The 18,995-nt window shown below is 35.0% G+C and carries 17 protein-coding genes; 3 read left to right on the plus strand and 14 right to left on the minus strand.

All coding sequences use genetic code 11. The annotated features are described in order from the left end of the window. Positions 1–2: 2 nt before the first annotated feature. From NYE61_RS10840 to NYE61_RS10855, 4 genes are all read right to left on the minus strand, one after another. Positions 3–1,790 carry a S9 family peptidase gene (locus NYE61_RS10840; RefSeq protein ID WP_339315424.1) on the minus strand — a complete coding sequence of 596 codons (1,788 nt, stop codon included), beginning with the start codon at positions 1,788–1,790 and terminating at the stop codon, positions 3–5. 268 nt (positions 1,791–2,058) lie between these two features. After that, positions 2,059–3,021: an ornithine carbamoyltransferase gene (gene argF / locus NYE61_RS10845; protein ID WP_339315426.1), complete on the minus strand. Its 963-nt coding sequence runs from the start codon at positions 3,019–3,021 to the stop codon at positions 2,059–2,061. 234 nt (positions 3,022–3,255) lie between these two features. Beyond that, the gene (locus NYE61_RS10850) at positions 3,256–4,446 is read right to left on the minus strand and encodes a class I SAM-dependent rRNA methyltransferase (protein ID WP_303448337.1); all 1,191 of its coding nucleotides are present in this window, start codon (positions 4,444–4,446) and stop codon (positions 3,256–3,258) included. Positions 4,447–4,518: 72 nt separating this feature from the next. Then, positions 4,519–4,803, minus strand: a complete 285-nt coding sequence (locus NYE61_RS10855; RefSeq protein WP_339315428.1) for a DUF3219 family protein — start codon at positions 4,801–4,803, stop codon at positions 4,519–4,521. A 117-nt stretch (positions 4,804–4,920) separates the two neighbouring features. Between NYE61_RS10855 and NYE61_RS10860 the strand changes: the two genes are divergently transcribed. After that, complete coding sequence (locus NYE61_RS10860) at positions 4,921–6,282, plus strand: FAD-dependent oxidoreductase (RefSeq protein WP_339315430.1); 1,362 nt, start codon at positions 4,921–4,923, stop codon at positions 6,280–6,282. Between the two features lie 307 nt (positions 6,283–6,589). On the opposite strand, the gene NYE61_RS10865 is transcribed toward NYE61_RS10860, so the two are convergent. Next, entirely contained in the window at positions 6,590–7,300 is a 711-nt protein-coding gene (locus NYE61_RS10865; RefSeq protein WP_303448335.1) for a dihydropteridine reductase, read from the minus strand. Positions 7,301–7,580: 280 nt separating this feature from the next. Here NYE61_RS10865 and NYE61_RS10870 point away from each other — a divergent pair, with 280 nt between their 5' ends. After that, entirely contained in the window at positions 7,581–8,843 is a 1,263-nt protein-coding gene (locus NYE61_RS10870; protein WP_251661010.1) for an ATP-binding protein, read from the plus strand. 57 nt (positions 8,844–8,900) lie between these two features. Here NYE61_RS10870 and NYE61_RS10875 read toward each other — a convergent pair whose 3' ends face one another. Then, on the minus strand, positions 8,901–9,527 hold the full coding sequence (locus NYE61_RS10875; RefSeq protein ID WP_095312363.1) for a LysE family transporter: 627 nt from the start codon (positions 9,525–9,527) through the stop codon (positions 8,901–8,903). A gap of 700 nt (positions 9,528–10,227) precedes the next feature. Here NYE61_RS10875 and NYE61_RS10880 point away from each other — a divergent pair. Then, entirely contained in the window at positions 10,228–11,184 is a 957-nt protein-coding gene (locus NYE61_RS10880) for a sigma-70 family RNA polymerase sigma factor (RefSeq protein WP_095312361.1), read from the plus strand. A gap of 139 nt (positions 11,185–11,323) precedes the next feature. Here NYE61_RS10880 and NYE61_RS10885 read toward each other — a convergent pair whose 3' ends face one another. From NYE61_RS10885 to NYE61_RS10920, 8 genes are read right to left on the minus strand one after another with little or no spacing between them, the layout of a single operon-like run. Further along, a complete protein-coding gene (locus NYE61_RS10885) occupies positions 11,324–12,283 on the minus strand; it encodes a Gfo/Idh/MocA family oxidoreductase (RefSeq protein WP_095312358.1) in 960 nt (319 codons plus the stop codon). After that, positions 12,276–14,072 (minus strand): CRTAC1 family protein, encoded by a 1,797-nt coding sequence (locus NYE61_RS10890; protein WP_303448334.1) that lies wholly within the window; start codon positions 14,070–14,072, stop codon positions 12,276–12,278. The genes NYE61_RS10885 and NYE61_RS10890 overlap by 8 nt, the downstream gene beginning before the upstream one ends. Continuing rightward, positions 14,065–15,033, minus strand: a complete 969-nt coding sequence (locus tag NYE61_RS10895; protein WP_303448333.1) for a DUF1702 family protein — start codon at positions 15,031–15,033, stop codon at positions 14,065–14,067. Before NYE61_RS10895 ends, NYE61_RS10890 begins: the two co-directional genes overlap by 8 nt. After that, on the minus strand, positions 15,030–15,275 hold the full coding sequence (locus tag NYE61_RS10900; protein ID WP_095312347.1) for an acyl carrier protein: 246 nt from the start codon (positions 15,273–15,275) through the stop codon (positions 15,030–15,032). The genes NYE61_RS10895 and NYE61_RS10900 overlap by 4 nt, the downstream gene beginning before the upstream one ends. 13 nt (positions 15,276–15,288) lie before the next feature. Further along, the gene (locus tag NYE61_RS10905) at positions 15,289–16,041 is read right to left on the minus strand and encodes an SDR family NAD(P)-dependent oxidoreductase (protein WP_303448332.1); all 753 of its coding nucleotides are present in this window, start codon (positions 16,039–16,041) and stop codon (positions 15,289–15,291) included. A gap of 16 nt (positions 16,042–16,057) precedes the next feature. Next, a complete protein-coding gene (locus tag NYE61_RS10910; protein ID WP_303448331.1) occupies positions 16,058–17,302 on the minus strand; it encodes a beta-ketoacyl synthase N-terminal-like domain-containing protein in 1,245 nt (414 codons plus the stop codon). A gap of 11 nt (positions 17,303–17,313) precedes the next feature. Next, positions 17,314–18,126, minus strand: a complete 813-nt coding sequence (locus tag NYE61_RS10915; protein ID WP_303448330.1) for a beta-ketoacyl synthase N-terminal-like domain-containing protein — start codon at positions 18,124–18,126, stop codon at positions 17,314–17,316. A gap of 3 nt (positions 18,127–18,129) precedes the next feature. Then, a complete protein-coding gene (locus NYE61_RS10920) occupies positions 18,130–18,987 on the minus strand; it encodes an RnfABCDGE type electron transport complex subunit D (protein WP_095312336.1) in 858 nt (285 codons plus the stop codon). Positions 18,988–18,995: the final 8 nt, after the last annotated feature.

Below are 18,995 nucleotides of genomic sequence, written 5' to 3' on the forward strand. Positions count from 1 at the left end.
GTCTATTGCAAATGCTTTTTCATAAACGCAACGATTTTCGTATTCATTTCAATTTGGTTTTTTATATTTTCTGTTTGATGTCCTTCATCTTCAAAAACAATAAGTTCCACTTCTTTTCCTTGGTTCTCTAAATCCCGATTCAATTGCTCTGCTTCACTAACAGGTACTCTCGTGTCATTTCTGCCATGGAAGATAAGTAATGGAGCTTTAATTTTATCTGTATGATTTAATGGAGCAATCTCTTCAAAAAAATCCACATCTTCTTTTAATGAACCATACTCTTTCTCCCTTAATCGCCTGCGCCATAGTCCTGTATTTTCAAGGAACGTCTTAAAATGTGAGATACCAACAATATCTACGGCCGCTGCCCACAATTCAGGGTAGTGTGTAATTGCAGCTAGTACCATAAAACCTCCATAGCTACGTCCCATAATGCCAATTTTTTTAGGATCAGCACCACGCCTGACGAGGTCTTCTACAAGCCACTTTAAATCAGCTACAGCATCCATGCGTTTACGGACATCGTCCAATTGTACGTATTTCCGTCCATAGCCCATGCTGCCACGTACATTCGGTGCAACTACTGCATAGCCTTGTGCTGCTAAAAATTGTATAACAGGATTATATTCGTTTCTAATCTGGCTCTCTGGACCCCCATGTACATATATCATGACAGGCTGTGCGTAGTCTTTCTTACCATAAAGAAAATAAGGCACTTCAAGTCCATCAAAAGAGGAATAATGACATAGCTCCGGCTCTGTCCATAGGTGATGAATATCTTTATTTTCTCCAACAAAAGTAAGCCTCTTCGTTTTTTGCTCCTTCAAGTCTGCGGACCATAAATCACCCGGAAGAATCGCACTCTTTATTTCGATGACAAGCTCTTCAGTGTCCAGCCATGATAAAGAGCTATAAACGCCAGACGGCAGTCCTGACGCTTCAAACATCGATTTATGTTTAATATGATAAAATCGAAGTCTTGATGTTCCTCCTTCATTTACCGTATAAGCAAGTAATTTTTCATCAGGAGATAGTTTTATTTCTTCAATATCCCATTTTTCAATTTGTGACAGTTGTTCTAATTCAGTAGGATTATCGAATGTAAAGGAATGAATAGCTAATGTATCACGACCTGCATCTGTTACAAGATAGCCTTTTTTTCCATCCTTTGTTAGCTGTATCGAATGATATCTTGCACTTATATTTTCCTTACCAATCTTCGTCAGTTCTTTTGTTTCTAAATCAAATATATATAGGGAGTTATCTATGTTGGTATCCGCTATGTTTAAAATTAATCCTTTCCCATCATTCGTCCAACAAATCGGATTGCAGTTTCCATTATATAGATACACTACTTCTTCCTTCTTTGTTGCAATGTCCAAAATATACACATCAAAATAACCTGGATGTCTGCGATTACTAGAGAAGGCAATTTTTGTTTCGTCAGGCGACCAGCCACCAAAGTGATGAAAATGTTCCTTTGAAACGACAAGGTCTTCAACTGTTGTTCCTTCGCAGATTAAGTAAAGTTGCTGTTTCTCATTCCCATTTATATCTGAACCGATTATCGTTTTCATCCCAGATGGAGAATGATTTACACTAAGCGCTCTGTCTGGCAGCTCGATAAATTGTTGAACCTCGGATGCTTGATCGTCCCATTTCCAAACCTGTGGTAATCCAGTTTTATTAGTTAGAAATGTAATTGCTTGCTGACCTGGAATGACAGATGGCTCATAAGCCCGGTATGACTTTAAATAAGAAAGTAATGTTTTCTCAGATGTTGCCTCCATTTTCAAATTCCTCCTCTTTTATTTTTCGGACATTTCTTACAAATACTGATTATAACAAAAGAGTATATAGTATTTATTTTCAGAAATCAATGGAGAAAATTGTATATTTATCGTGTTTCATGAGGGTTTAATGTGCGGAAACGATGGTTTTCAATCTTTTCTTTAATTATGGTTGTTGTTTGCTCACTATCGAATTTAAGGTAAATACGGTCCAAAATCCAAAACCAAAAAGGACCATCGCCTTCTTGGCGATAGCCCTCTTTAATAATTAGCTCATCAATGCTGTCATTAATGCTTTTTGTGCATGAAGTCGATTTTCGGCCTGTTGAAAAACAACAGAATGTGCTCCATCAATTACTTCTGCAGTTACCTCTTCACCTCGGTGTGCAGGCAAACAATGCATAAATGTAACATCTGCTTTTGCCTTGGCTAACAAAGCAGCATCTACACGGTATGCGTCAAAATCCTTTTCTCTTTTCGCTTGTTCTGCCTCCTGCCCCATACTTGCCCATACGTCTGTATAAATAACATCTGCATGTTGAACAGCTAAAGCAGGGTCCACCTCAATGCTAATTTTTGCATTGTGTTCAGCTGCTATTTCCTGTGCTTTTGCGGTTACATCTGGATCAGGCAAATAATCAGCAGGAGCAGCAATCACTAGCTCCATCCCCATTTTGGCAGCTCCATGCATAAGGGAATGCGCCATATTATTTCCGTCTCCAATATAAACTACCTTTTTCCCCTCCAGCGCTCCCTTTACTTCTTTAATCGTTTGCAAGTCTGCAAGCACTTGGCAAGGATGATACAAATCTGTCAATCCATTAATAACAGGGATACTAGCAAATGCGGCAAGCTCCTCTACCACCGCTTGAGAGAATGTCCGAATCATAATTCCATCCAAATAGCCAGACAGTACTTGTGCCGTGTCAGCAATTGTCTCACCTCTGCCAATTTGTATATCTTTTGAATTTAAGAAAATTCCCATACCACCTAATTGGTAAATACCCGCTTCGAAGGATACACGCGTTCTTGTAGACGACTTTTCAAAAATCATCCCTAATGTTTTTCCTTTTAGTGGTTCAAATGAAATGCCTTCCTGCTTCTGCTTTTTAATATAATCCGCTAGTTCTAATAAATAATTAATCTCATCCGTTGTATAATGAGCAAGTGTTAAAAAATCCCGTCCCTTTAGCTCCTGTTTTATCAAATCCGCTTCTTTAACCATTGTCATGATAAAACTCACATCCTCTTGTAATTTGTATATGAATTATTATGCATTATTTAGAATAAATATACAAGTGTTTTGATAACTTTTTATATTTTTACTTACAGATTATTATTCCAGCTTACTATCGTCAGGACGAGCAGGAACCAACTTATTTCGAGCATTGCCCACCCTTTACCAAGCAACACCCATCCGAAACATCAAACACCCGCTTTGCATCAAATCAAAGCGGGTGTTTTGCTAACCTAACTTCTGTACGATGATAACCTTCAAGTAATCCCCCTGATTAAAATTACGGTTTACTTGAAAATCAGCCGGCAAGGAGAATTCTTCAAGAATTTTATATTTCATTCCATTGAATCCTTTATCAATAAACGCTTTGAACTTCTTCATTCCAAATGATGCATTATTTGTAGATGCTACAATAATGCCATTCTTTTCGGTAATCGCTAATGTATCCTGAATCAAGCCCGGATAATCCTTCGCTGTGCTAAACGTATGCTTTTTTGACCGGGCAAAGCTCGGAGGATCAAGGACAACGAAATCAAATTTCAATTCTTTTCGTTTCGCGTATTTGAAATAATCGAACACATCCATCACGATAATATCCTGCTGTTCATAATCAATCCCATTTACAGCAAATTGCTCAATTGTTTTACTTTTACTACGCCCTGCAAGGTCTACACTGGTCGTCTTTGCAGCACCTCCAAGTGCAGCTGCTACGGAAAAAGCGCCTGTATAAGAAAATGTATTTAAAACATTTTTTCCTTTCGCATAATGATCACGAATTGCTTTTCGAACATCACGTTGGTCAAGAAAAATCCCTACCATTGCACCATCATTCAAATGAACCGCATAACTTATGCCATTCTCTTTAACGATAATTGGAAACTCTCCCTGTTCTCCCTTTACAAAGTCATCGTCATCAAGATATTGTCCTTTTCTGTCAAAGCGCTTTTTTTCATATATCGCTTTATATCCTCCAAGTTCATCAAGCACGCGAATAACTTTGTCTTTAAAGGTGTAAATTCCTTTACTATACCAGCTGATTACATAATACCCATCAAAATAGTCAATCGTTAATCCACCAATACCGTCACCTTCACCATTGAAAACACGAAATGCGTTTGTATTTTCGTCGTTATAGTATGACTGTCTTTTATTGATTGCAGCTAGCATTTTATTCTTAAAGAAGACAGTGTCCACCTTTTCATTTTCATTAAAAGATAGCACCCATCCCAGTCCTTTATTTTGCTTGCCATAGTAACCCTTTGCAAGAAATTGTCCATGCTGGTCCACTAAATGAACTATTGTACCTTCCTCAGACAAAGCTCCTGGATTTATAATTGCTTCTTTCGAAATTAAAGGAAATTTATTTTTATAGTATTTAGTAAAATCCGGTTTCACTCTTAATTCAACAATAGTAGCCATATTTTCATCCTATTCCATTTTTGCTCATTATCGCATGTGACCTGTGATTAGCGCAAGCTGTCGTAATAAAAGTTATTGTTTCTCTACTAATTCAAGATGAAAGTCTCCAACGGCATTCGCTTCATACAAATTTGTAATGGAAGTAGCGTAATTATGGATAGTAACTTGTAATTCAAGATTTTCCTCAGGAATCTGCAAGGTAAAGTCATTCTTATAAAGCAATGTTGTTATATCATGATATTCCTCACTCGACACTTTAAAAGCAAAACTCACTTTTCGATTTCCTTTTGGTAATGTTTCCATTTGAAATTCCAATCCATCAATTTCATATCCATTTATAATCACTTTTCGTTTCAATCACATCACTCCCTTTTATAAAAAGTTTACCAATTTTATCTCCGATTGTTTACTAAAGTAACTTATTCGTTTAATTTCTGACCTTTAAGGTAATAGTTTAATGAAAGGATGATTTAAATGGAACATTTTGATGCAATTATTATCGGCTTTGGAAAAGGTGGTAAAACGTTAGCAGGTTCACTTGCTAAGGCTGGAAAGCGAGTTGCTATGATAGAGCAATCAGCTAAACAATATGGTGGCACATGTATTAACATTGCCTGTATCCCAACAAAATCGCTTGCTTTCCAATCCGAACAGCAAGCTAATTCCAGCGAGTCCAAGGAAGCCTATTACAAGGAATCGATTCAAGAAAAAGATCAGTTAACTACTGCTTTAAGAGAGAAAAATTTTAAGATGCTTAATGATCAGGAAACCGTTACGGTTTATACTGCAAAAGCTACGTTTATTGACGATAAAAAGATCCAACTTAGCTCGGAAACTGAATCCCTTGAGCTAAGTGCAGATAAGTTCTTCATAAATACCGGTTCATCTCCAATCATTCCGCCGATTGATGGAATCGATGAAACGGAGAATGTTTATACTTCTACAACGCTCCAAGATCGCGATGAGCTGCCCGAAAAGCTAATTATCATTGGTGGTGGGTATATTGGTTTGGAATTCGCTTCGATGTATGCAAACTTTGGCTCAGAGGTTACAGTAATTGACAGCTCTGAGGAATTCTTGCCAAACGATGATCGTGACATTGCAAGTGAAGTACAAAAGATATTTGAAGGAAAAGGAATTAAGCTACAATTAGCAAGCAGGGTACAATCCGTTAAGAATATAGATGGTGGTGTTGCGGTTACCTACCAGAAAGAGGATAAGACTGAGAAATTGACTAGCTCTGCCCTATTAGTTGCAACAGGCAGAAAGCCAAACACGGAAGGTTTAGGACTGGAAAACACTTCCATTCAGCAAGATGATAAGGGAGCAATTGTTGTAGATGATTACTTGAAGACAGATGCCGATCACATTTGGGCATTAGGGGATGTCAATGGCGGCCCACAGTTTACTTATATTTCATTAGATGATTTCCGTATCGTTCGTGATCAATTATTTGGTGATGGCAATTACTCGAAAAAGGAACGAAAAAATATACCATATTCCGTTTTTATCGAACCTGTCCTATCCCATGTTGGTCTCAATGAAAAGACAGCTAAAGAAGAAGGTATTGACTATAAAGTAGCATCGATTCCAGCAGCAGGGGTTCCTTATGCTCGTATTATCAAGCAAACAGACGGACTTTTGAAAGCTCTTATTGACCCGGACACAGATGATATTTTAGGATGTACGTTATTTTGCGCAGGTTCACATGAATTAATCAATACCGTGCGAATTGCAATGGAGGCTAAATTACCATATACACGATTAAAAGATAATATTTTCACACATCCATCCATGAGTGAGGCATTGAATAACCTATTTTCGAGTTTTGATTAATTGTAAATAGGAGGGCTTTTAGAGCCCTTTTTATTTTGCAAAAAATAAAAATATGGGAAGGAGTTTTTGAAAAGGCAGCAAAGATTTCTATCAAAATATACGATTTTTTATCGTAGCACTAAAGTTAAAAACATCTTGCAAACCACATTGTTAAATTTAAAGAATCCGTTTTGAAAGGATTGACCAAAACGGATCCACAATTCCATAAAAAATTTGCTCATTTTCTATCTCTGCTGTTCCACAGTCGTGCCCCTTTAATGGAACATTTATTCAGTATTTGCCTAGAAGATAGTTTGTCTCGATTAAATTACAAATCAAATGATAAAAAATCAGGCAGCTGTCGTTCATGCTTGTCGAGCATAATCTGCTCTGGATTGATACCCTGCTCACGCAATACTTCAATGTTCTGTATGAGGAACTCGTCGCTTCCGACAACATAGAAAAGTCCATCTTTGTCTGCAGCAAGATTTTTCACTTCTTCATAGTAGTCTTTACGATTATCGACAAACTGTGATGTGAACTTCTTATCAGGAGCGGTTTCAAAAATAGTAGTGAATAAGAATTTTTTTGAAGAATCGATGTTCAGCGAATGAATTTGATTGACGTTGTCAGCACGTTCGAAATAATCAAGCACAAGCGGTCTGAAAGTTGCCAGACCAACACCCGATGACAGTAGATAAACATTTTTGTCTTCTCTTTTAAGTGGTACATTGGAATGTGTTTTAAATATTGCAACTTCATTTCCGACCTCAAGATTGCTTAAAATCGTTTTAAACTCAGAACATTGCTCTCTGATGCGTGTTGTAATACCGATTGAATCTTCGTGCGGTAAAGTGGAGATTGACATGTGACGAATCAGACTGCGGTTTGGTTTATCTCCCGCATTAAATCCTTCCAGTGCAAAGTGGGTATGGGAACCTTCTTCCCATGTAAAGTCTTCCGGACAGTCGAGCAGGTACGTTTTAACCTCAGGCGTTTCTTCAATAATCTTATTTATTTTAGTCCAGTATATTTGCATTATCTATTCTCCTTACTCAGATTATATGGTTCATTACTATCTACTATACAACAATTGATAACTATTCTCAATTAAACAGATTGATTTCGCAGCAGAAAAGCAGTCGATTCCTAATTCATAATCTGCATGACTTTATTTTAAATTCACATTTATTTCTAACTAGATGGCAATAATTTCATTACAGCATCACGGCTATATGGTATGATAATTGTGATAACTCTCGGAATTATTTTCATTGAAATATATATAAACTTAGGCAGAAGGCGAGTGGAAATCTATATTGAAAAAGAATCCATCATTAATTAAATTCAGTGATACAGATAGTGTGACAATTCCCCATTACTATGACTATGCAGTAGCAATCGATAAAGTAAAAGAGCTATTTATTGAAAAACTTGGATTTGACTTAAAGCTTTATGAATCCGAAGAAGGACTTGAAATCGACGACACAATTGAGCAAATTCTTTCTCGAAATGAAGCTGATATTGAAATTTTAGCAAGTGTCTACGATGCTGTTGGTACATCAGCCATTACATATAACGATACGGAAAAATATGTGATTAAAGCCTCTCTAACAAATAATATTTTTTACTTTCCAAACTATGAGGTTGCTATCGTAAAGATACCAATCTATCAAAGTCATATGGAATATGAAAGGGAATTTACCTTTGCAAGGAATGACGAAGCTTTACTAAGCTTCCTTAACTTCATTACTGAAAAACAAAGGGAATTTATGCTAGACGGTATTAATGTACTCACCGATACAGAGGATGGCTTAGAACGATCACGAGAACAAATTACTTATCAAATTAAACGAGAAGATATACTTTTAGAGGAAGATGTAAAAACAGATATTTACCGTTCCATCGATGAATTTTTCTTGAAGAGTGGAGCATTTTTTAAAGCATATAATATTCCTTACAAACGTGGAATTCTATTATATGGTTCTCCTGGAAATGGAAAAACAACGCTCGTCAAATCCATTGCAGGCAGTGTTGCCGCTCCAGTTGTTTATTGGCAAATCACAGAATATACATCCAGCTACTCGATTAAGGAAGTTTTCTCTACTGTTACAAAAATGGCACCCATGATTCTTATCATTGAAGATATCGATTCCATGCCTGAAGAAGTTCGTTCTGTATTCTTGAACACATTAGACGGTGCAACATCTAAGGAAGGTATCTTCTTAATCGGGACAACTAATTACCCTGAAAAAATTGACCCTGCCTTGATTAATCGAGCTGGCCGCTTTGATCGTGCTTATGAGATCAAACAGCCTGATGAAGCATTACGAAATGAGTATCTGCATAAAAAAGGGCTAATACAATTTTTAGATGCAGCTGCACTTGCTCAATTAGCGAAGCAAACAAAAGGACTGTCCATTGCCCAGCTTAATGAGCTCTATATGTCAGTTGCTCTCCAATGGCATTATGAACAGCAGGTAGATATCGAGAAAATTGTCAAAGACTTACAAGAGAATCAGCGAAGAACGATAAGACAAGACTGGGAAACCGAAGAATATGCAGGGCGGTTAGGGTTTTAAAGTCGCAATAAAAAAATCTTGCCTCATTTATTTTTGAAGCAAGATTTTTTAAATTCCCTATAAAAATTGATGAATAAATTCGTAACCAAAATATAAACTGAAGCCAAATAGTATACATGCAGCAATAATGGAAACACCCTTTAGAATCGTTTGATTCAGAAATCTTCTCGAATAATGAATAATACTCATTAATCCAATATCATGGACGAGTATACCAAGCAGGATTCCTGCTGCGACAACTACAAAATGCGTTCCTGCTCCATCACTTAAAGAAGATACAAGCAACGGTCCAAATATTCCAATCCAAAAAACAATATTAGCTGGTGAAATCGCCATGAAAAATCCAGATGTATATGCCTTTGCAATGGATTTTTTCGGAGCTGCCCCACTGAAATCTACTGGTTTTTTTGAGTCTTTTAAACTCTCAATCCCGATGGCTAATAAAAACACAAAGCCCATAAACCACATTACAGACTCCACGATTGGATACGTTAAAAATTGGGAAAAACCAAAATAAATAAGAGTGATTAATGTTAAATCGATGGTCATCCCACCTAAACCTACAAACCAACCGCTTAAAAATCCATTCCTCAATGCTTGTTGAACCATTTGAACTGTCATCGCTCCAGGTGTTAAAGAAAGTGCTAGTCCTAATAGAAAATAAGTTAGAAATGCTGTAATCATACGCTGCTCCATTCTTCATTTAATATTTGAATGGAATTATTATAGCGCTAAATGTATTTTTACACAACAAAATGAATTGTTATGCAACGCAAAGTGAAAGCTTCTTGTTAGCGACGTATGTACTGAGCCATGGAATATAAAGGAAGCAAGGAAATAATTCAAAAATAAAGCAACTTTTTGATGCATTTTTAGCCAAAATATACTTTCGAGAAGTTAAAATAAGAATTCGGAGAAAATACTACTGGAATTGTACGAGGCTTCTAAAAAGAAACAGAAAAAATTATTATAGAGTTATTAACCAAGTTAAACCTATTCTCTAACAAAACCAGGAAAGTAAAACATCTTTTTGGCGGAACGCTAAGAAGGATAGGTTTCTGCAATGCTTAAATAAATGAGCCGAAAATAATGATTTTGGACTAGCCAACCTCTGGATTAGATTTGAAATAACAATTACGTATAAGGTTAATTCTAAGTAGATTATAGGAATAATTATTTGTTCACATATACTAGAGGATTCAGCATACGTACAGATAAAATAATAGCTTTTATTTTTCATATCTCTTTCTCTAAGGATTATTATTAGATACTTTTGGTATTCGATTTAATTATACAGCGAAGAATAATTTTATTTTGAAAATTACTAGTATTTTGCACCCTGTTCCTTTTATACTTAATATAATTAAAATTAGGAGGGATCTATATGAAGGAACAAGATAAAGTGCAAACTATAGTAGAACATACAAGAACTTTACATAATGATTTTAATGAGATACTTAAACCTTATCGAATAGATTTATGGAGGTACTGCAAATATCTTACCAGGTCTGCTTGGGACGGTGAAGATCTCTTTCAAGATACATTGATAAAAGCATTTGCCTCATTAAGTCAACGTTGGAGTACTATCAATCCAAAAGCCTTTTTATTTAGAATTGCAACCAACACCTGGATTGATAATACCAGAAAAAGCAAAGTATTCCTTGAAGACCTTTTTGATTACCAAGGAATAGTTTCTGATGAAAAAGAAGAATCCAAATTCCTTATTAGAGAAGCTTTGGAAATATTAATACAACACCTCCCACCAAATCAAGTAGCTATTTTTCTATTGATGGACGTATTTAACTTTAAAGCTACTGAAGTAGCAGGCATGATAAATATTTCTGAGAATGGCATCTATTCATCCATCCATAGATCAAGGAAAAAATTAAAAGAAATAAAAAAGTTAGAAGACAAGGGGGAGTCTCAGCCACGCAATGTTGAAAACATAGATCCCATCATAGATAAATACTTAAATGCATTTAATGATGGGAATGTGGAAGGTATATTAAATCTAATGAGTAGTCAAATTTTCAATGATGCTTCCCCTGGTTTCCAAGAATATAATAAAGACGAAGTGAAGAATGGGTCATTGCGTTTTGGTCTCCCAGGTCACTACGGAAAGAGAATTTGGTTATGGGGAAAAGAAGTTAATATTGTTTTGGCACGTAAAGATAAAGGATACGAGCTCCATGATATTAACTACCAGGAAATATATGAGGATAAAATTGTAGTGCACAAGAGTTATTTCTTTTGCAGAGAATTGCTAACAGAAGCAAGCAAGGTGTTAAATATTCCTATACAATTAGATAAACCTCCTTTGGACTGGTATGAAATCGAGTAGAAGGGAAAATTAAATAACCTTCAGATCCTAGTCCCATGCCTGGCACACATTTAAAAAGGATGCCAAAGCGGCATCCTTTTTTGTAACATTATCTTTATTGTTTAATAAGTATATTAATTAGCGAGGTAAATACTATCGATTAACTTAAAATAACTTTTAACGAATTTTTTACATGTTTAGAATCAATGGATAAACTCTCTGTACCCTTTACACATTCGACAAAATGGTCAATAATCCCTGAATTTAGCTTTCCGTCTTTCCTTAGAATTGGTTGAATTCGTTCAATCTTAGTTTCGCCATTAAACCTATGAATACTAACCTCATGAAGTTCCTCTCCAAAAACAATAGTTCCTTTTGTACCATACAAGACGGTTCTATGATCTTGAAGTGGATTATTCCAGCTAACATTAATTGATCCAACAATTCCTGACCTTGTACGTAAAGAAATAGATGCTCGGCTATCATGTGCCTTGTTTTTTGCCACAAACCATTCACTAAAAGTTTGATTTATTAACCACTGTATTAGGTCTAGCTTATGGATTGCTAAATCCCCAAGTGCTCCAAATGAGGAAAGTTTTTTATTAAAAAACCAACTATTCTCTTTATCGACACTCCAAAATTGTGGACCTGGATGTTGATAGTTTGAAGTGAATTGAATAATGTTTCCTATAGCTTTGTTATCTATTAATTCTTTTACCTGTCTGTGTACCGGATCGAATCGTTGGTTATGACCAGGCATCAAAACAAGGTTATGCTTTCTTGCAGTCTTATATAGTTTCTTAAGATCTTTGAGATTGGTTGCCATAGGCTTTTCTACAAGTACATGTTTGTTATGGTTAAGTGCTTCTAATGCATACTTTGAATGAAGTGCATTAGGAGTACAAATCGATATTAACTCTATATCGGACGACTGCAATATCTCACTTTGTTTATTGGTAGCAAACGAAATGTTGTGGGTTTGAGCAATTTTCTTTACCCTTTGGAGATTAACGTCACAAATTGCAACTAGTTCTACATCATTTCTTTGAAGGTATTCAGGAATATGTCTTACTTGTGCAATCTTTCCTGAGCCAATAATTCCTGCTTTTAATTTACTCATTATCTACTTCGCTACCTTTAAAAGCAGTTCCCTTTTGCAATATTTCATAGTTGTTATTTCCTTCGGTAATAGAAATAATTTGATTTGCATTAATATCTTCAAAGACTTGTTCCTCTCCACTCGGCCATTGTATTTCTAATTTATCTAGTACCGTACTTTTTTCTAAACCTAAATGGACTCGAGGGTCACTTTGTGCACCAAAACTATTTCCCCCGTCTTTTTCGATTACGGTCTCCACACCATTATTAGTAAACGTAAGTCTGGTACCAACAGCTTCCCTATTACTGGGAAAGACACCATTTAGATCAATTTTAATCCAGTTATTTTGATTAGTTTGTTCATTGCTATAAACTTTTAAAGGAGCACCTTGGTTGGCAAATATCAGATCAAGAGTACCATTGTTATCGAAATCAGCTACCGCTACCCCACGACCATCATAAACAAAGTCAATACCGACATCTTGCGCTACATTAGTAAACTTTCCATCCTGATATAAAAATAAAGCCTTTGGTTCATAACCGGACATGCTCTTCTCTCCAATTGCAGGCCAATTTTTTGCATCTTGAACGACATCACCAGGAGTAGTAGCTAATGTCCCCATCTCAAACCAATAATCCTCATCTTTCTTACCAGATATAAATCCATTTGTAACAACTAAGCTCATGTTTCCTGAATTATTAACATCAAAGAACCTTGCCCCCCATGACCATCCTGCTTGCTTAACGCCTAGATCTTCCGCCTTTTCAACAAATTTACCACTTTCATCCATATGCCAGAGTTGGTTTCCTTCTAGTAGATACTTCTCCTTACTTATATTACTTACATAATTTGCTAGATTTCCATCGTGGAATACATCTCCAAAATCGACATTCATCCCTTTAAAGGTATCGTCTCCAATCCCTCTCTTTTGAACTATTTTTTGAAACCCTTTCCCTTCTTGGTTTAAATATAAGGAGTCGGGGCCGAAATCATTTGCGTTATAGATATCTGGCCAACCATCCTTGTTTAAATCAGCTGATCCTGCTGCTAATGTCCAACCTGTATCTTCTACCCCCATTTCCTTTGTAACATCGGAGAAGGTACCGTCACCATTATTCTTATATAAGATATTTTCTCCACCATTTCTTGCTTTCTCAAAATCGTTATGAAATATTTTGGTTGATTTAAGGTCCCATAGGTTTGTTTCGTCTCGAAAATAATTTCCTATATATAAATCAAGAAACCCGTCTTGATTATAATCCAGAGCAATTGCCTTTACAGCGTATCCTTCGGGATTTACACCAGCTTCTGCTGATACATTTTCGAAAGTACCGTCCCCGTTATTTTTAAATAACTGGCTTTTTCCCCATGCCCCAACAAATAAATCTTGATATCCATCATTGTTGTAGTCAAACCATAATGCTGTTTCCGAGATACCCTCTTCATTTACAAGCCCAATACCTGAATCTTTAGTTACATCGGTAAAAGTACCGTCCCCATTATTTTTATAAAGATAATTACTTGTTCCTTTTTTGGAGTTGACTAAATAGACATCAACATAGCCATCATTATTATAATCATTTAAAAACACACCCGCCCCAGTGGATGATAACCAGGGCATTACATTATCAACTTTGTTATCAAACTGTGGCTTTTTATGCGTAAATTCAATACCTGTTTTTTCCGTAACGTCCTTATATTCAAAACCGTAGTCTTTTACTTCTTCTGTTACTTCCTCGTTACAAGCTGTTAGAATAACTAAGACTATACTAATAAGGATAATTAATAAGGTTTCTTTCCTTTTAAACATATACATTCTCCTTTATTTTTTGTCTTACCCCATCTACCCAATGCATATAAAAATTATGGTTGTTACAAGTTTTATCCAAATTATTTTTCACACTATAAACATAGTCAATTAACTGGTTAACTTTATGTTTTAAACTCTCAGGAATATTGTCTATATTAGATCTCCATAAGTATGGGTCTTGGAGCCTTCTAGCTTCTAGACCATAAGCAAAGCCTTGTAAGAATGAAATAAAATCCTCTTGATTTTTATGTTTTAAATAATCAATTATTTTAAAACCTAGTAATAAATCATCAAATTTACTGTACGCTACTGCTAATCCAACTCCACTCAAGATATCATTCCGGTATGGGAATGTTTCTCCTAATTCTTCTAGTTTTTTTTGCGTAGTGTCCCAATTAAATCTACTTATAAACCATAAAGACCTGCCAAAACCTTGATAACAAACTCTTTTTTGATTCTCGGTAAATTTTTCTATTAAATTAATACTTTCTTTGGAATAGAAGTATTGGAATAGTCCGATCTTAAAACCAACACCATCGAACATAATAAGGGAATATTTATGATTTAAACTTTGTCCAAAATCAGCATACTTTTTAGATTTATAACGATAAATAAAGTGTAATAACCAACCTAACCCTACATAATATTGATATATAGAATTAGGGGAGAGTTGATTTACTTTTGATTCAAAAGACGATGCTTTATTCTTTCTAAAAAAAGACTTGATCGCAAATCCAATTCCGGTACCTTCATAAGAAAAACCTCTATAAAACTGTGAGTTTGTTTTTTCTAGGAGTTTATTTAGGAGTATTGGCGAAGGTATTACTAATGGTGCAAAGGCTCCTATGAAAAAACTCCTTAGAATATTTTTAAATCTATTTATAAAGAAGGAGTCATTGTGTTGTTTAAAATAATGGGAGTAAAAAAACAACATCCTCTTGGGGAGAAGGTTATATTTCAATCGATGAAACCTCCTTGTTCAACAAATAAAAAAACGTCCTCCACCTTTCTTAAATTCATCAGTTCTTCTTCTTGTATAAATACCTCAAATTCTCTCTCAATCCGAACAGCTAATTCTAAAGCCATAAGTGAATCCATACCGATTTCCTCAAAGGTGCTCTCATCTTTAATATCATCCTTTTGAATATCAGCTATTTCAGCAATAAGTGATAAAATATGGTCCTTCTTCTCTTGGTTAATCATAATATCCACCTTTCTAAATTAATCCACCATCTACGATAAGCGTTTGACCTGTAATATAAGATGCTTTATCTGAAAGTAGAAATAATATTGTTTCAGCTATTTCCTTCTTATTTCCTAGTCTTTTAAGTGCAGTTTGCTTCTTTATTCTTTTTATATTTGTAGATGGAACACTATCTAACATCTCTGTCTCGATATAACCTGGAGCGACACAGTTTACCCTTACATTAAACGTTCCTACTTCCTTTGCCAAAGATCTAGTAAAACCAATAATTCCAGCTTTGGCTGCAGAATAGTTAGTTTGGCCAATAGCTCCTGTTATTCCAGAAATAGAAGTAACATTAACCACACTACCTTGTTGAATCAATATTCTTCTTAATAATTTTTGTGTTAAGTATGCAGTGGCATTTAAATTTACTTGAATGACATTATGCCAATCATCATCTTTTATTTGTGAAAAGGGTTTGTCTATATTTGTGCCAGCATTATTTACTAAAAAGTGTAAGTTGGGGTAACTGTATAAGATCGTTGTCACGAGATGATCAATTTCAGATTGATTATTTAAATCACAAGGGATACCCGTTACAAATACATTGCAATCCTTTAGCTCTTCCATTAATGCATAGGCAGCTTTATAATTTTTGTTATAAGTAAAAATCACATTTATATTATTCTTTGCTAATAGCTTTACTACTTCCCTACCGATACCTTTGGATCCTCCAGTTACGAGTGCAGTTTTTTTCTGATATTCATCTGTATTTAATTTCACTTATGTTCTCCTTTTTTTAGATTTTTTCTACTATTGTAGCCGCATTAAATCCTCCATAGGCCGCTACAGTCTTTATAAAACTCTTAACTTCTTTTTCTATAATTGTGTTTACAAACGGTAAGTCATATTCACTTGAATTATTAATTGTACGATGAGTAATTGGAGGAATAACACTATTTTTTAAAATATTGATTCCTAATATTAATTCTATTACGCTATTCGCTCCCAGCGTATGTCCAATATAACCCTTAAATGCTGCTACATCTGGAACCGAGTACTGGAAAGATTCAAAGGCTTTCTTTATTCCATTTGACTCGTATTTATCCCAAAGAGGGATACCGGTTCCATGAGGTATTACTAATTCAGGGGTACTTTTATATTTACTTAACGAAGTATTAATCACTTTCTCGTAGGAGTTTGTTGTTACATCCGGCAAATTCATTCTCCATGTATCCTGAGAGAATGAAGAGTTGATATACTTTGCCTTGGATATTGCATTCCTTCTACTTATACTTGTCTCAGATTCAAGTATGATAGCTCCTACACCATCACCCAAAACAGAACCAGAAGAGGTGTCAGTAAACGGTGCTAATTTACCGTTATTAGAGCTAAAGCCTTTTTCACTTAGCCATAAATGTTCTGTGAAGTGAGCATAGTCACCAGCTACAACAATAACTATGTCAGCATGATTCATCTTTAATAAGCTATTTGCCAATTCAAGTGCATATTGGCCAGATGCACAAGCATTGTTAATAGCATAAGTTGGGCCATTAATATTAATTAATTTTGCTAGATAATATAGATATGTGTATGTTTGTAACCTAAAAAATTTATCCTTATAATGATTGAATGAATTAATTGGATTCTTTATATCCATTTTGTTGTCTTCTTGTAAAAGACTATCAATCAGAGGGTTTACCCCCAAATTCTCATGACCGATTATTAAACCAATTCGTTTCTCATTAGGCAAATGAAGATTAGCATTTCTTAAAGCTTCCAGTGTTGCTAAAAATAGTAATTTAAAATCTTTATCATCTCTAAGAAATTCTTCCCTAATCGTTATATGACTATATTGTTTATTAATTCTTTCTATCAAATCGTCTTCTATTTGATAAACAGGATATTGAAGTTTTTCTTGGTTGCTCAAAGTGTACTCCCTTTGTTGCGGGTAGTTATCACCACTGAGTATTCCTTCCCATGTCTGCTTCTCATTTCCAAAGCTCGATATAATACTTGTTCCAGTAATAAAAACATCCTCCATCAGATTCTCTCCTAATTAAGTATTATATTAAATAGACTATCATCAGTAGATACTTGAATTTCAGTTTGAGAATTATACTCATACTTTAATATTTTATATACATTAGTTAATAATTTTGGAGTAAATTCAGATGCCATTATTTTATTGTTGAAATACTCATTCTTTGATTCAGATATATTATTAATAGCAATTGAAACACCTTCTTTTCTATCTACACCTTCATCTACTTTCTCCATTAAAATCGAGCTCACATGTTCAAACTCTGTTAGATAATTTTCTACTGGTTTTTTATATCCAGTTGGCGGGAAAATGTTCAAATCACATACTAAAACTCTTTTTAAATCTTCCCTGTTTAATAGTTCATACGCATACAGTAAACTTTTACAACCTGATTCAACACCCTCTGAAATGGTTATATTCGGCCCACTAAATCTAAATTTGATTGATATATGACCCGCTACAACATTCAAAACTGTACCTGGAAAAAAGCGTGGATTAACCCCTTTGGGACCATACTTATCTGCATCAATAAACATATCCTTTATTGCATGGATACTCCCATAATTATTTGAGACGATAACCGCTGTTTTACTATCTTTTTCACTATTTACAGCATATCCCGCAAATCTAATAGCTTCATATACAGAAATACAACCATATTGACTTATCTTAGGTAGTAGATTTAATCCTGATAAATACTTGTAATTGTAGAACTCTGGTGATGCTAATAGATTAGCCTTATCATTTAATAGAGATCTTGCACTTAGTTCTTCAACCCCTAATCCCAGTGGGGTAATCGATGAGATACCTTTTATTTGGATCAAACTCTATCCCTCCACTTTATTTTTTTCCTTGAAAACTACTGAGCTAATTTTACGTTTTGCCCATATACGATACGGAACAGTGAATAAAAGGCTTGTAATAAATAAGGCATAGAATTGGGCGTGAGGAATACGACTGATACGTAAAATCGCATCTATTAAGGCTACGATCAATGCAAAGTAAATTCTAGACTTCCTTGTAGTTGGAGTTGACTTCGGATCAGTTATCATAAAGAAAGCAAAAAGTTGTAGACCTGCACCTAGAAGTGGACCTAGTGCTGCATAAAGAGGTGCACCAAATAGATAATGTCGGACAAAAGCAAAAACAGTAAAACCACCTAAAAAGGCTAAAACTACGTCAAGTCTATTTGCCATGTACGTTGCAAAGAAACCTAATAATATTATTATGGCCATAACTAGATAGCCATTTGACCATTGTTTTGGTGTACTTACGGCATATTCATACAGAAAAAATAATACTAGAACTACGGCGATATTGTTTGGATTGAAAATATGTCCTTTTTCAAATTTAACTATAAACTTTAGCAATATTGATAGAAAAGATGTCAAAACATAAACCCACAGAAGGTAAGAGCTAACCAGTAACGATACACCCATGCCTGTAATAATTGGACTAATAGAGAATTTCCACTTTTTATATAACAGTCTGGTTAAAAGTACTTCCGTAGTTATAGCAGTTAATAATGAAACAAATACTGCATCCCATTTTTGATAAAAGCCTAAATAAAATTGCCCTGCCATTACAAAAGAAGCTAAAAAAAGTAATACAAAATAACGGGGATCTATTTTATAGTCCTGCCATCCGGTTATCACTTTAAATTTGTGGTCATTTAAATTAAACATAATTTCCT

Source organism: Oceanobacillus sp. FSL W7-1304 (assembly GCF_037969805.1).
Classification (GTDB): Bacteria; Bacillota; Bacilli; order Bacillales; family Amphibacillaceae; genus Oceanobacillus; species Oceanobacillus profundus.

Excerpts from the sequence above, each read along its gene's own strand:
- NYE61_RS10840 (WP_339315424.1), bottom strand. The coding sequence starts at position 1,790 with ATGGAGGCAACATCTGAGAAAACATTACTTTCTTATTTAAAGTCATAC.
- argF (WP_339315426.1), bottom strand. The coding sequence starts at position 3,021 with ATGACAATGGTTAAAGAAGCGGATTTGATAAAACAGGAGCTAAAGGGA.
- NYE61_RS10850 (WP_303448337.1), bottom strand. The coding sequence starts at position 4,446 with ATGGCTACTATTGTTGAATTAAGAGTGAAACCGGATTTTACTAAATAC.
- NYE61_RS10860 (WP_339315430.1), top strand. The coding sequence starts at position 4,921 with ATGGAACATTTTGATGCAATTATTATCGGCTTTGGAAAAGGTGGTAAA.
- NYE61_RS10865 (WP_303448335.1), bottom strand. The coding sequence starts at position 7,300 with ATGCAAATATACTGGACTAAAATAAATAAGATTATTGAAGAAACGCCT.
- NYE61_RS10875 (WP_095312363.1), bottom strand. The coding sequence starts at position 9,527 with ATGATTACAGCATTTCTAACTTATTTTCTATTAGGACTAGCACTTTCT.
- NYE61_RS10880 (WP_095312361.1), top strand. The coding sequence starts at position 10,228 with ATGAAGGAACAAGATAAAGTGCAAACTATAGTAGAACATACAAGAACT.
- NYE61_RS10885 (WP_095312358.1), bottom strand. The coding sequence starts at position 12,283 with ATGAGTAAATTAAAAGCAGGAATTATTGGCTCAGGAAAGATTGCACAA.
- NYE61_RS10890 (WP_303448334.1), bottom strand. The coding sequence starts at position 14,072 with ATGTTTAAAAGGAAAGAAACCTTATTAATTATCCTTATTAGTATAGTC.
- NYE61_RS10900 (WP_095312347.1), bottom strand. The coding sequence starts at position 15,275 with ATGATTAACCAAGAGAAGAAGGACCATATTTTATCACTTATTGCTGAA.
- NYE61_RS10910 (WP_303448331.1), bottom strand. The coding sequence starts at position 17,302 with ATGGAGGATGTTTTTATTACTGGAACAAGTATTATATCGAGCTTTGGA.
- NYE61_RS10920 (WP_095312336.1), bottom strand. The coding sequence starts at position 18,987 with ATGTTTAATTTAAATGACCACAAATTTAAAGTGATAACCGGATGGCAG.